At 45.7% G+C, this 13,980-nt stretch carries 12 protein-coding genes and 1 pseudogene; 7 read left to right on the top strand and 6 right to left on the bottom strand.

Annotated elements, in window-relative coordinates; translation table 11 throughout:
• Window positions 1–217: 217 nt before the first annotated feature.
• From C1T21_RS00180 to C1T21_RS00170, 3 genes are all read left to right on the top strand, one after another.
• Window positions 218–3,775 (top strand): collagen binding domain-containing protein, encoded by a 3,558-nt coding sequence (locus tag C1T21_RS00180; RefSeq protein WP_103046720.1) that lies wholly within the window; start codon window positions 218–220, stop codon window positions 3,773–3,775.
• A gap of 113 nt (window positions 3,776–3,888) precedes the next feature.
• The gene (locus tag C1T21_RS00175) at window positions 3,889–4,548 is read left to right on the top strand and encodes a class D sortase (RefSeq protein ID WP_223821995.1); all 660 of its coding nucleotides are present in this window, start codon (window positions 3,889–3,891) and stop codon (window positions 4,546–4,548) included.
• A gap of 150 nt (window positions 4,549–4,698) precedes the next feature.
• Window positions 4,699–5,301: a GGDEF domain-containing protein gene (locus tag C1T21_RS00170; protein WP_258012313.1), complete on the top strand. Its 603-nt coding sequence runs from the start codon at window positions 4,699–4,701 to the stop codon at window positions 5,299–5,301.
• Window positions 5,302–5,380: 79 nt separating this feature from the next.
• Here the strand turns inward: C1T21_RS00170 and C1T21_RS00165 are convergent, their stop codons facing one another.
• Entirely contained in the window at window positions 5,381–5,845 is a 465-nt protein-coding gene (locus tag C1T21_RS00165; RefSeq protein WP_103046718.1) for a cupin domain-containing protein, read from the bottom strand.
• A 327-nt stretch (window positions 5,846–6,172) separates the two neighbouring features.
• Between C1T21_RS00165 and C1T21_RS00160 the strand changes: the two genes are divergently transcribed.
• The 4 genes from C1T21_RS00160 to C1T21_RS00145 all read left to right on the top strand — a co-directional run bounded on the left by C1T21_RS00160 (window position 6,173) and on the right by C1T21_RS00145 (window position 9,179).
• The gene (locus tag C1T21_RS00160) at window positions 6,173–6,910 is read left to right on the top strand and encodes an amino acid ABC transporter ATP-binding protein (protein ID WP_103046797.1); all 738 of its coding nucleotides are present in this window, start codon (window positions 6,173–6,175) and stop codon (window positions 6,908–6,910) included.
• A 42-nt stretch (window positions 6,911–6,952) separates the two neighbouring features.
• Window positions 6,953–7,783: a transporter substrate-binding domain-containing protein gene (locus C1T21_RS00155; protein WP_103046717.1), complete on the top strand. Its 831-nt coding sequence runs from the start codon at window positions 6,953–6,955 to the stop codon at window positions 7,781–7,783.
• A 71-nt stretch (window positions 7,784–7,854) separates the two neighbouring features.
• A complete protein-coding gene (locus C1T21_RS00150) occupies window positions 7,855–8,514 on the top strand; it encodes an amino acid ABC transporter permease (protein WP_103046716.1) in 660 nt (219 codons plus the stop codon).
• Window positions 8,515–8,528: 14 nt separating this feature from the next.
• Entirely contained in the window at window positions 8,529–9,179 is a 651-nt protein-coding gene (locus C1T21_RS00145; RefSeq protein WP_029514671.1) for an amino acid ABC transporter permease, read from the top strand.
• A gap of 27 nt (window positions 9,180–9,206) precedes the next feature.
• Here the strand turns inward: C1T21_RS00145 and C1T21_RS00140 are convergent, their stop codons facing one another.
• The 5 genes and pseudogenes from C1T21_RS00140 to opp4B form a co-directional block, all read right to left on the bottom strand.
• Complete coding sequence (locus C1T21_RS00140; RefSeq protein WP_258012320.1) at window positions 9,207–9,962, bottom strand: LysR family transcriptional regulator substrate-binding protein; 756 nt, start codon at window positions 9,960–9,962, stop codon at window positions 9,207–9,209.
• Window positions 9,963–9,968: 6 nt separating this feature from the next.
• Window positions 9,969–10,145, bottom strand: a pseudogene (locus C1T21_RS27615) (LysR family transcriptional regulator); the annotation flags it as partial.
• Between the two features lie 65 nt (window positions 10,146–10,210).
• Entirely contained in the window at window positions 10,211–12,031 is a 1,821-nt protein-coding gene (opp4A, locus tag C1T21_RS00135; protein ID WP_103046715.1) for an oligopeptide ABC transporter substrate-binding protein, read from the bottom strand.
• Window positions 12,032–12,073: 42 nt separating this feature from the next.
• Window positions 12,074–12,982: an ABC transporter permease gene (locus tag C1T21_RS00130; protein ID WP_103046714.1), complete on the bottom strand. Its 909-nt coding sequence runs from the start codon at window positions 12,980–12,982 to the stop codon at window positions 12,074–12,076.
• Between the two features lie 28 nt (window positions 12,983–13,010).
• Entirely contained in the window at window positions 13,011–13,979 is a 969-nt protein-coding gene (gene opp4B / locus C1T21_RS00125; RefSeq protein WP_103046713.1) for an oligopeptide ABC transporter permease, read from the bottom strand.
• Between the last annotated feature and the right edge of the window lies 1 nt (window position 13,980).

Raw genomic sequence — 13,980 nt, 5'->3', positions numbered from 1 at the left:
CATTAAGGTCTAATACATTATCCTATATATCGGGACAAAAGGAGGAGAGATTCATCACTTATGTAGATTTTCATAAATTATGATAAAGCTCAATGCGGCTAACTTAGCATCATATGAATGAATGATGAATATATAAATACAACCATCTCGACCTCGAAGGAATAACCCATTAGCCGCTGAATAAAAGTATTTTAGGAATAGGAGATTTGTTTACCATATGAGAAAAAAATGGAATATAGCAATTGTTGCATTATTGCTCCTTTTGCAATGCTTTTTTAGTTCAACACAAGTCTATGCACAAAATCCCGACTCCGCTCTGCCAGTGAGCACGGGAACCGATCCGGTTCAGAGTGTCACTAACGATGTATATCCACAGCCTTCAGAGTCGGTTAACATCCCGCCTGCTTTACCGGCTCCAGCCACTGAGGCAAATGCCGGCTCAACTTCTGAGACGAAGACAACCCAGGAAAGTATTTTAACCAAGCTAACTCTATTAGATTCTACCGGAAGTGTTATTGATGCAGTGTATAATCCTGATAGTCGTATTGATATCGGCTCCGCCATCCATTTAGGCTATGAATGGGAGCTGCCGAACCATACGTATAAAGCTGGAGACACCTTTACCTTTCAATTACCTGAGCAATTCGAAATTTACACAGACATCACATCTCCTTTGACGAGTACGGACGGAGAAGTTGGCCATTTTACCGTAGACCGCCAAGGTAAAGTGATTATGACTTTTAATGATTACGTGGAAAGCCACTCTAATGTCAGCGGTAAGCTGGAGATCCAAACTGAGTTTAGCACACAAATAGAAAAAGGCAGTACAGAAGTCATTATTGCGATTCCAATCAAAGGCGGTGAGCAAACCGCTATCGTAAATATTAAGCCTGCAGCCGGTCCTACTATGGAAAAGCAAGGAAAGTATGATGGGAAAAATCAGATTGATTGGACAGTTGACGTAAATAAACAATTGGAACCTATAAAACACGCCGTAGTAACCGACCCAACTCCCCAAGGATTGGAACTAATCAAAGACTCCATCCAGGTATATCATTTGCAAATCAATGTGGACGGAACCACCGTGCTACGGGACTCTGTTAGTGCAGATAAGTATACAGTTGAAGCTAATCCGGTCGGGACGGGCTTTAGAATCCGCTTTAACGACGAGAGTATTAACAGCGCATACCGAATTCAATACTCCACGAACATCATAAGTGAGGACACCCGTTTCTCCAACACGGCCACTTTTTCAGGAGATAATGTGAAGGATGCCTCAGCATCAGCTACAGTTACCATTAAACGTGGGGATTTTCTAAGCAAAAAAGTGGAGCAATACGATCCGGTCACACAAACGATTTCATGGGCAATCAAATATAATTTTGCCAATAAAAAAATCCCCGCAGCAAAAGCAATATTGAATGATCGCTTTAATAACAGCCAACAATTCGTCACAGGCTCAGTTAAAGTGTATAAAGGGGATACGCAAGAGGAGCTTCCTGCATCGGAATACATGGTGACTCCAGTTATGGACGACAACGGTACCAACGGTTTCAATCTACTTTTCAATACGGATATTGATGCGCCATATACCATTCGTTATCAAACGAAGGCTATAGATCGTGTACTCAAAAATGGTAAAATAACGAACAGTGTAACATCGGACGGAGTAACAAAAGAAACGACCATAGAACTGAAAAGTGTAATTATCACCAAGGGCTATAAGGAACCGAACTATAACACCAAAACGATTCCTTGGATCATTTCCATTAATGTAGATAAGTATACAATGGACCAAGTTGTTATCGACGATGCCTTTCCGAATGGCGGTCTGGCGTTATTGCCAAACACATTGAAGATCCAAAGCGCGGACGGAAAAACAACACTAACATCGCCGACAGACTACGAACTGGTCCCTCTTACGCAGGATTATAAAAAAGGGTTCACTATACGTTTTCATAAAAAGATTCAAGACACGTATACAATCAGCTATACAACTACATTTAACAACGAATGGAAAATCGACAAAACCAAACCGGACTTTTGGAACAAAGCCTCTATCACTTGGTTATACAATGGAACAACACAAACCGCGGAGGCCGAGGCTCGATTATGGCCGGACAATATGACCCAGCAAAATGGGGCTAAGTCAGGTAGCTACAATGCCAGTTCCAAGCAAATTACATGGGACATTAAGGCCAACTATAACCGCAAAACTCTGAATCATGCTGAAATAAAGGATGCATTATTACAAGGCCAAAAACTGGTGCCAGGTTCCGTTAAAGTGTACGATATGACCTTGCTCGGATGGTGGAATGGCGTACAAAAGGGGGCCGAAGTGCCTTCGAGCCAATATACTCTTGTTTTACCTTCCGCTGCTAACAACAACGAACTGAGCGTCCAGTTTAACCAGTCCATCAACTCTCCTTACTGGATCACTTTCCAAACGACACTGGAAGGAGAGCTTATTGATAAAGAGATTAACAATAACGCTCAGCTTTTGGATGGAAAAAATGCAGATTCGGAATGGGCAGCCAAAGTGACTGTGCCCTACGGTGGAGAATACGTGACGAAATCCGGTGCTCAGAATGGAAATAAAATCGATTGGAACATCCATATCAATGAAGGGCAATCCTATGTCTCCAACGCGAAAATCGTGGATACGCCCAGCAATAATCAAACTCTGCTTGAGGATTCTTTCCATCTATACTCCACCAAAGTATCTGCCCACGGAGAAGCTGCCAAGGATACTGAGTTAGTCAAGGAGCAGGATTATAAGCTAAAAATAACAACGTCTGTTCAAGGTCAGCAATCTTTTGAGCTTGCCTTTACGAAGGCTATATCATCAGGCTATATTTTGGAATATCAATCCTTTATTCAAGCTGAAGATAAGGCAAAAGTCAGCAATAAGGTTAATTTCGAGGGTGACCGTTTGACCACCGAAATCAGGGAAACAAGTAAAGAAATTATTGTGCGCACTTCCTCTGGTTCAGGATCAGGAGGAGGAGTTACGGGAAGTCTGGAGATTACCAAGGTTGATGAGGACGATCATAATAAGGTACTGTCCGGGGCGCGTTTTGCACTCTATGACAAGGATCAGAAAAGAGCTCCTCTTGTCCAAACTACCAATTCGGACGGGAAAATCGTATTCTCTTCATTGAGTTATGATGATTACATTCTGGAAGAACTTACAGCTCCTGAAGGGTACAAAATAACAACACCAAAAACAGAAATCAAAATAGATGCAACCATCAAACAACATTCAGGCATTAAACAAATCGTAATCACTAACAAAAAGGACACTCCTGTTGATCCGGGCCCAGGTACACCTACAGATCCGGGCTCAGGTAAAAAACGTGATAAGGATCCTGAAATAACTGAACCTCCGGTGGCGCCTGTTACACCCGTAACAACCGAGGTGCCGCAAATCATCGAAGATGAGGATGTTCCGTTGGGCGTTCCGGTTGTTGAACAGCCGCCTGTAGAACCAGAAGCTCAGCCTTCCCCTGAACCGGGGGTGCAACCAGAGACACCAGAAGCCAATCCTCACCAGGAGCCTTCTCCACCCGTGAAGATTGAAGAAGATCCAGTACCTAAAGGTGTAATCCGCCTCCCGGCAGAAGAACCAGAAGATCCAAGTGACCCAGGCCATACACCCAAGGTGGATACATTGCCAAAGACAGGTGAAAACAGTCCTGCTCCCTTCTATTTAAGTGGCATGTTCTTAATTCTTCTGGGGGCCTATCTGGGTTATAGACGAACGCATAAAAAATAAATAACATTTTATAATCAAAAACTCCCCCTTCTCAGCTCATCACTAGCGAGAAGGGGAATTATTTTACATGTCCCATCTATGGATTACTGTACTGTATTAGGGAGGCTTTTCAATTGCGTAAGCTGGCGTACATGAGCATCATGTTAGGAATCATCATCATGTTATTTCCTACCGCTAATGAATGGATGGAAAATCAAAAGCAAAAAGAGCTATTACAAGAAGCTGAATCATTATCAAATACAGATACATCTGATACATCGACACTGACTCCTGAAATGATTAAAGGCTATACTGATTTGTCCAATTGGCTAACAAATACCGCAGCAACGGATAGGTCACAATTGTCTGAAACCACACCCCCTTCGTCGGCTCCAGAGCAAGCCCCAATCGCTACAATCCAGATTGATCGTATCGGGCTGAAACTTCCTGTACTCGAAGGTGCGACCCAAAAGCATATGAGATATGCAGCCGTGCATATGTCGGAAACTGCGACACTCGGCCAGGTGGGGAATGCTGCCATAGCCGCTCATCGATCACGAACAACTGGACGTTTATTTAATCGACTTAATGAGGTGAAAATCGGAGATCAGATTCTAATTCACACTCGGGGTGAAAAATACGTATACGAGGTCTACAACATTTCAGTCGTCACTCCTTCAAATGTCTCCGTTTTAAAAAGCATCAAGAAACAAAAGCTCCTCACATTAATTACCTGCGATCCTCTTGTAAACCCGACACATCGACTCATTGTTCATGCCAGACAACTGACCTAGTGCCGCTAATGGAAGCGGAATAACCTATAAACTATATTGGTGGTGACCCCATTGAGTATATCTTTAACAGCCTTACTTCTAATAGGCCTAACTTTGGCGCCGTGGATATATATGTTAATTTTTTTACATTCTGTGATGATGGAAAGAAATTTGCTGCGGAAACTTGCCTATCAGGACCCTGTAACGGGTCTGTTCAATCGGAATGCACTTGAGCTATTTTGGAAACAAAGCAGCAGCAGGGAGGGCTTTGCTATTATGTATCTTGATTTGGATGGATTCAAAGTCATTAATGACACATATGGACATCAAATTGGCGATAAGCTACTCAGACGGGTAAGCGATCATTTACTTCAGGTGACAAACTCCAATCAGAAAGCTTTTCGAATCGGTGGTGATGAATTTCTACTCATTATGAAGGATTATGATGCCGATCAGGTCACAGTTCTGGCAGAACTGTTGCTGCAAAAAATCAGCGCTCCTTATAACATCCAGGGAATCAACCTTCAGGTTACAGGAAGCATTGGTATTAGCATGCATCCTTCTCCGAAGAAGTCTCTGCCTTCTTTACTGAAAGAGGCCGATATTGCCATGTACCAAGCGAAAGGAATGGGGAGAAACTGCTATGCTGTATACCAGAAGATCAAACAGAGGCCAAACGTCAGATCATATGGTACTGCACGAGTTAAAAAGTTTGCGGCTGGTTTTCGAAAAAAAACAAAGGTCCAAAATATACAACAAATGGCAACTTTCTAATACCAACAAAGATACCCGTAACATCAAATCAGGCGGGTAAGTCCTGTTCATCCAAGATTATACCCGCCGATAAAATTTCCTACTCCACCTTACCCTTTGCAATCAGCTTGAAGTCATCAAAGTGGAATCCTGGTGCAACTACACAGGTTACCAGCACAGGCTCATCCCCAAGCGGACGTGCCGTTTGCCATACTGCTCCTGGAACGAGTGCTTGTGGATGCTGTCCTGCCTCCACATCTGCACCGACGATGATGACAGTTTCTTCGCCTGGCTCTTCTCCGCTTCCACCCAATTTCAACTCTACAGGGCTTCCGCTATGATATAGCCACAGCTCATCAGAATGGACCACATGCCACTCGGAGAACTCGCCCGGATGCAGCAAGAAGTACGTCGACGAAGCTGCAAAACGCGGACCGGAATACACATCCGGCAGTACAGGCTTCGGAATTTGAAAATTGGCCTTCCACATCTCTTTGTACCAGCCGCCTTCTGGATGGGGCTCCATGCCCAATGCCGTGACTAGCGGTGAAATAGCTTTCGTCATTGTCTAACCTTCCTTTACCCTAAATTCCTTCTTCCCTACTGTAAAACATAGCGTTGCTTTTGTCACGTTTCTCCCTTGGCATGTCGAGGATTAATATTTTATGTCAAATTTAATAACATAAAATTGCGGATAATTACTTATTCTTCTCATATAAATAACAATTGAATAGTAAAAAACATATAAAAAATACATTTCACGTAAAGTTTTATAACATAATATCTTGTTTTTTATTGTAAGCTTATAGTATCATGAGAGAAATTTTTAAATTCTAATAGAGCTTGATCATGTCAATCCGTCTACTAAGCTATGTATCCAAGCCTAAAAGGGGTGAGCTCTCTGATCCAGTTTCGCAATGTCAACAAGCATTACGGTCACTTCCATGTACTCAAAGACATTAATCTTCAGATTAAGGAGGGCGAGGTCGTCGTCATCATCGGTCCCTCCGGGTCGGGTAAAAGCACCCTGCTTCGCTGCATCAATCGTCTGGAAACGATATCGGATGGGGAGCTGATTGTTAACGAGATCCCTGTACATGACAAAAAGATTGATATTAATGCCTTCCGCCGCAACATCGGGATGGTGTTCCAACATTTCAATCTATATCCCCACAAAAAGGTGATTGAAAACATTGTACTGGCACCTATGAAGGTACTGGGCATCTCGAAAGAAGAAGCTACTCAAACAGCCATCACCTATCTAAAGCGCGTCGGAATCGAAGAAAAGGCCCAGAGCTACCCCGCCCAATTGTCCGGTGGACAGCAGCAGCGGGTCGCGATCGCCCGCGGGCTCGCGATGAATCCAAAAATTATGTTGTTTGACGAGCCTACTTCAGCTCTTGATCCCGAAACGATCGGAGAGGTACTGGATGTTATGCGCTCGCTCGCCCATCAGGGCATCACAATGGTCATTGTCACTCATGAAATGGGCTTTGCACGTGAAGTGGCGGACCGCGTGATTTTTATGGATAAAGGACAGATTTTGGAAGACAGCCAACCTGCCGAATTTTTTCAGAATCCGGCTGAAGAACGGGCTCGCCTGTTCCTGAGCCGTCTGATTCATCATTAAACAGACTACCAATGTAGCGTAAATCGAAAGGGGAATGTTCTGATGAGAAAAAGATTTCAATGGAGTACTTTGGTGCTGGTAGCTTTATCCTGTCTGCTTGTTTTGGCAGGCTGTGGAGGCAAAGAAGGAGCGGCAACGTCGGGGAATGAGCCGGCAGCAGCCAACGGGCTGGAAGCGATCAAACAGCGTGGCAAACTGGTCGTTGGTGTGAAATACGATACCAAGCTGTTCGGACTGAAAGACCCGGCTAGTGGAAAAGTAGAAGGCTTTGATATCGACATCGCCAAGGCTGTAGCCAAACATATTTTTGGCGATGAAACCAAGCTTGAACTAAAAGAAGTCACGTCCAAAACACGAATCACCTTATTGCAAAACGGGGACATCGACGCCATTATCGCCACGATGACCATTTCGGATGAACGTAAAAAGCAGGTCGATTTCAGCGACGTCTATTTTAACGCCGGGCAATCTCTACTCGTGAAAAAGGGGAGCCCCATCACCGGGCTGGAGTCCCTGACCCCGAATACCAAAGTGCTCGCCGTGAAAGGCTCTACTTCCGCCAAAAATATCCGTGAAAAAGCTCCTGAAGCAACGATATTGGAATTCGAAAACTATCAGGATGCTTTCAACGCCCTCAAAGCAGGTAAAGGAGAAGCGTTAACTACCGATAACTCTATTCTGCTCGGCATGCAGAAGCAAGATCCGAATTATATTCTTGTAGGCGGGAACTTCACAGAGGAACCTTACGGCATTGCAGTGAAGAAGGGACAGCCTGAACTGCTGCAAGCCATTAATGATACGATCAAGGAACTGAAAAGCAACGGTGAATACGATAAGCTCCACGAGCAATGGCTTGGGGTTAAACCCGAATAGTATTCTTGTGAAGGAGCCGCGATTGCGAGCTCCTTCCTTTCTTAGGTCTGGATAAGGAGGTAAATTCGCAGATGCTTACTTTTGATATCAACGTACTTTTCGATCATAGCGACCGTTTCAGAGAAGGCTTGCTACATACCGTTCAAGCTAGTGTCATTGCCTTGATCGGAAGCTTTATTCTGGGGGCTATTATTGCCATCCTCCGAATTGCGCCTTTTAAATGGCTAAACTGGATCGGTACCGTCTATGTAGAGGTCATCCGCAATATCCCCTTGCTGATCGTCGTGTTGTTTTTTTATCTCGGGCTTCCCACTCTGGGCATCCCTTTGGACGGATTCGTATCTGGAACGCTTGGATTGACCGTGTACACAGCCTCCTTTATTGCGGAAGCCATACGTGCCGGCATTCAAGCTGTTCCCAAGGGGCAATTTGAAGCGGCAAGGTCCTCCGGCTTGAGTTACAACCAGGCGATGATCAGCATTATTTTACCGCAAGCGATCAAAGTCGTACTGCCTGCGATCGGCAACCAATTCATCAATCTGGTCAAAAACTCTTCCGTGCTGGCTATTGTGGCTGGACTGGATCTAATGTATTACTCGGACCTCATTAACTCGGATACCTTTCTGCCCATCACAGTCTACGCCATCACGGCGCTGTTGTATCTTATCTTGACGGTTCCGCTTAGCTTTCTTGTACTATACATGGAACGGCGTCTGTCCAAAACATCCTAAGGAGGGAAGCCCGTATGGATTTCGGTGGATTGTTTGTGTGGCCTAATGTGCGTTTTATACTGGAGGGCTTCCTGCTCACGCTGGAGGTTGCTATTTACTCTATCGTGTTCAGCTTCGCTCTCGGTATCTTATTCGGCATCCTGCGCTATACCCGCTTACCTGTCATTTCACAGGTTGCAGCCTTTATCATTGATCTCATTCGCAATCTTCCATTATTGCTCATTATTTTCTTCATCGGTATGGTTTTACCATCCATCGGATTGTCGATTTCCCTCAAGTGGGCAGCCATTACAGGCCTGTCGATCTTCGAGGGAGCCATGATTGCCGAGATTGTGCGCAGTGGCCTGAATTCGGTCCATAAAGGACAGGTGGAAGCCGCACGTTCCTCCGGTCTAAGCTACTCTCAAACCTTATGGCATATCATTCTGCCCCAAGCGCTTCGTCGCATGGTGCCCCCGATTGTCAGCCAGTTCATTTCCCTATTCAAGGATACCTCACTGGCTGTCATTATCAGTTTGCCGGAGCTGACGCATAACATTCAGATTGTCGGTGGGCAAAATCAATCCTTTGTCATTCCAGCCCTGCTGTTCGCAGCTTTCCTGTACTTTGCTGTCAATTACAGTATGTCACTGATTGCACGTAGGCTGGAAGTTCGTACACATTAAAGCTCCTGATACTCATCAGGGTTGCCACTAGTTGGAACGCACTGTTAGTACAGCTTGTATCTTTTCAATCAATCGCTTCAACGCTTCTCCCTGATAACGGCCAGACTGATAAATCAACTCTAGCTGACCCTGGAGCACGCCGCACAAAATAGGTACAGTGCAAAATTGTGAGCGATCCAATTCTGCCGCAAGGGACTCCGTCTGTAGGGTTACGGCAAGTCCCTCCTGCACCCAGCGCAGGATTGAAGGTATGGAATTTGTCTCCAAGACGGTTGCAAAGGGATACCCGCGATCACGGAAGCACTTCTCGATCAGTTTCCTGCCGGGATGACACTCTGGCTGCATCGCCCAGGGTACATGCCTCAATTCGTCCAGCGTAATGGAAGAACGGTTGGAAAACACATGCTCTACGGGAACAACAAGACAGTAGTTCTCCGTACGAAGAGGAAGCTGGACAAGCCTTTCATCCGTACCCGAATGCAGTGTAATGCCAACATCCACTCGGTTATCCAGCAGTTGTTCTGTTACATCACATGATGGATGGATGTGCAGGCTGACTTTAAGAAATGACTGATGAAAATGGATAAGCATTTCTTGCAATGGTTCCTCCAGCTCTGGTAATGCGATACCAATCCGTAAACTCCCGCGTTGCTCGGTGCGCAACTCCTCAATGGAAGCCTTCGCTTGCTGTAAATCCTTGAGCGCATGTGCACTGTGTTGCAGCAACAATTTCCCGGCATCTGTCATTTTAATCTTCTTGCCTGCACGGTCAAAAAGCGTCATGCCCAATTCCTCTTCCAACGCCTTAATTTGCAAGCTAAGCGTGGGTTGGGAGATTCCGATCTTTTCCGAAGCTTTCGTAAAGTGCAGTTCCTCGCATACGGCAATGAAGTATTGAAGCTGACGTATTTCCGTCTTCCCTCTCTCCCTTCGAGATTCCCCAGAATGATTGCAATAAAAGGTCAAAAGAAGCGCAAAATCGGATCCATCCGGTTCGCGCTTCTTCTTCAGGTTATTGCGCTTTTTTGAGATTATTGGGCTACTTCTGCTTTTTCCGCAGTCAACGTAATATTCGCAAACGTGTCTGCATCATACTCCTTGCCACGGGTAATATCGTAATTGGCTACCCGATTATTCACTGCCTCCAACGAGTAACGGAATAACGTCGGTACGATGGGCGCCTCCTCGCTCATATACGCCTGCCACTGATTGTATATATCTTTACGATAATTGTCGTCAAAGGCTTTCACAGACACCCCTTCCTGCAACAGCTTATCATTCTCTTCACTCGTAAAACGCGAATAGTTAAAGCTGGCTCCGCGTCCATACAGCCCACTAGGGTTCACATCTGAACCTGTTCCCCACGCGCCGCCAAAAATATCAATACCGGGATCATCCTTCTGCACACGATCATAGAAAGAATTGAACTCAAGCAGACGACCGTCCACCAGCTCGACATGAAGTCCGACATCCTTCCAGTTTTGCAAATAAAACTTTGCCAGCGATTCAGCTGTCGCATCCCCGCTCAGTGCCGCATAATGGAGCACCAGTTCCTTGCCCTTAGGGTCCTCACGGTATCCATCTCCATTAGTGTCCACATATCCAGCCTCGTCCAGCAGCTTTTTCGCCTTGTCCGGGTCATACGTGATGCCCTTTGCATTCATATCATGATATCCCTTAAAGGCAGGCGGAATCAGGGATGTTGCTGGAATCCGAAGTCCATGATAGAGCTGCTTGCCGACCTGCTCATTATTCAGCGCATAGCCAAGGGCCTGACGTAATGACTTGTTCGCCAGCTTGGCGTTCGGGTCCATGATATTTAGACTCTTGGCCTGATCGAATTTGCCCATCTTAAAGCCTACATAGCTATAAGATAATTCCTCCTGACCGAGAAACTGTACATTTTTCGGATTGCTGGCCTCATTGTAACGGGTGGTTGGATAGCTGGCCCAGTCGACTTCTCCACTTTTCAGCGCCTCGGTAATGACATTCGGGTTCACCACCTTCAGATGAAGGCCATCTAACTTGGGCTCACCGTGGAAATAATCTTCATTTTTGACGAATTCCACAGATTCACCTGTGACCATAGATTTAATTTTGAACGGCCCATAGCCAATCGGATTTTTACGGACAGGATCAGATCCGGCCATATCTTTCACGGGGATATTCTGAAATACCTTTTTCTCCAGTGGTGTAGACCAAAGTCCCGATTTCACCGAAGGATTAGGTTCCTTGAAATGAATGGTAACCTCTTTCTCATTCAGCACCTTGATGCCAGAAATGGTTTTGGACTTACCCGCGTGATAATCTTCCATGCCCACAATATTCGTCATAAAGCTATCATAACGCGGACCTTCGTAGTCTTTATGACCGATTACTTCATAGGAAAAAGCATAGTCCTCCGCTGTTACGGGATTACCATCCGTCCAGTTCAGTTTGGGATCAATTTTGACAGTCACCGCCTTATTGTCTGGGGAAAAGGAAATCGTCGCCGCTCCTTTATTGTCAATATTCAGATTGGAGTCAATCGAAAACATAGAAGGGTAGAAAAACTGGAAGACTTCAAAATCAGGATTGCCATCATAAAATACAGGATTCAGAATGCCTTCAAAAGGGGTATCAGACACGAGTGCATAATTGATGATGCCACCCTTAATCGGTGCCTTATCGTTCTTGATTGCCTTCGCCAGCGCTGTCGCATTCACCTGCTTGCTGTCGGACCCTGAGCCGCCTGTACCGTCAGACGATTTTCCTCCATTTGAAGCGGAAGGCGAACCGCTGCATGCGGCCAGAGAAAGTACCAAAATTGCAGATAGAACAGGCAGAATTCCTTTTTTCCAGTGTTTAACCATTGTAAATCCCTCCTTGTCATTGTCCTTATCCTTGAACTTCAGTTAACCCAATCGTTGTCTGGCATCCGTGGCGCGTTTGAGCGCCTGGCCAATAAAGTTAATCGCCAGCATTAGCACCAAAATAAGCAGTGAGGCTGGCAACCACATCCACCAGCTATTCTGCAAAACATCCGGGTCATTCGCATAACTCACCAGTGTACCCAAGCTTGGAGTAGATTCCGGTAAGCCAAAGCCGAGATAAGAAAGCCCGGTCTCAATCCCGATATTTCCCGCGAGACTGAGGGTCAGATTGACGATCACGACCGAGCTAAGATTGGGCAGCACGCCAAACCAGATGATTTTCCAATTAGGTGTGCCAAGGGTTTTGGAAGCCTGCACATAATCCAGTTCGCGCTCCGACAACACCTTGGCCCGGATCAGACGTGCTTTTCCAATCCATAAAAAGGCGGTCATGATGAAAATAAAGGACCCTATGCCGCTTTTGGGTACAATGCTGACAAATACGATAACCAGCATCAAAAACGGAAGCACCAGAATAAAATCAATGATCCGCATGATGATGTTATCGACCAGTCCCCCATAAAAACCAGCCAGCAAACCTAACGTTAAGCCAATAGCGGCGGATAACAATGTAATCGTAAAGCCGATGGTGAAGGAATTGCGGGCTCCAATGACCAGCTGGCCGAAAATATCCCTGCCCGCTCGATCTGTCCCCAGCCAATGCACTGAGCCTGGAGCTTCACGGATCGCGCCCAAATCCACCGTCGTGACAACATCCTGATTTACAAACAGGACAGAGGCATATATAAAGATCAAGAACAGAATTATAAAGCCAATGGAAACCAAGGACATTTTGTCACGCACCAGCTCACGACGCAGTACAGACCAACTGGATGGTGATTTACGAATGATTTCCGGCGTGAAGACCTCCTCCACCTGTATAGACACCATAATCCCTCCCTTTCTCTAGACTTGTTCGCTATTCAATTCGAATGCGGGGATCGACTTTGCTTAGGATGACATCAGATAAAAGAGTTCCTAATAGCGCCAAGAAGCCAGAGATCATGACCAGCGCGTTCACGACTGAAAAATCCCGTTGGGTGATGGACTGGAGAAATAATTGGCCCAACCCCGGATAACCGAAAATAGATTCAAGAAAAATATTGCCTGCAATTACTCCCGTCAGGTCATAGCCCAAAAAGGCAGCAATCGGCAATAGAGAGTTTTTGAAAATATGGCGGGAATAAATTTTACCTTCGGGTACCCCTTTGGAACGCGCTGTTTTCACAAAATCCTTCAGTCTTGTGTCAATGACCTCATTGCGCAAATACTGAATCGTAGCCGTTGTACTGAGCAATGCGCCTGTAACGGCTGGTAAAATGAGATGATACGACTTGTTCACGTAATATGCCCATGTCCCCGGCTCCACGCCTACATCCACACTGCCGCTGGTTGGAAACCAGCCGAGCCTGAATCCGAATACGTACAGCAGCAACAACGCGAGTATAAATAGAGGTGTCGCAAAGCTGAGATAGGTATAGCCCACGACGGTTTTGTCCAGCAGACTATGCTGATAACGACCGCTGAGTACGCCGAGCGGAATGGCGATCAGATACGTCAGAACCAGAATTACTACGCCCAGAAAGAACGTGTTCCCCAGACGGCTGCCAATCAGATCGGTAACGCTAATTTTATGTACATAAGATTTGCCCAGATCCCCGTGAGCAAGCTGGACGAGCCAGTTCCCATACTGCACCCACACCGGGTCATTCAGTCCCAGTCTTTGTCGCTGTTCTTCCAGTGCGGCCGGATTCAGATTGGGTGTCGAAGTAATAAGTCCTGTCAGGGCATCCCCCGGCATAGCCTTAGCTAGGAAAAATATAAGCACGCTCAGTGCAAAAAGTTGAGGGATCATAACCAGCAGCCGACGCAGTGTAAATTTCCACATT

This window comes from Paenibacillus sp. F4 (genome assembly GCF_002894905.1).
Lineage (GTDB): Bacteria > Bacillota > Bacilli > Paenibacillales > Paenibacillaceae > Paenibacillus > Paenibacillus polymyxa_B.
The sequence above is the reverse complement of the archived record's forward strand: the minus strand, read 5'-3'. Positions and strand labels throughout refer to the sequence as shown.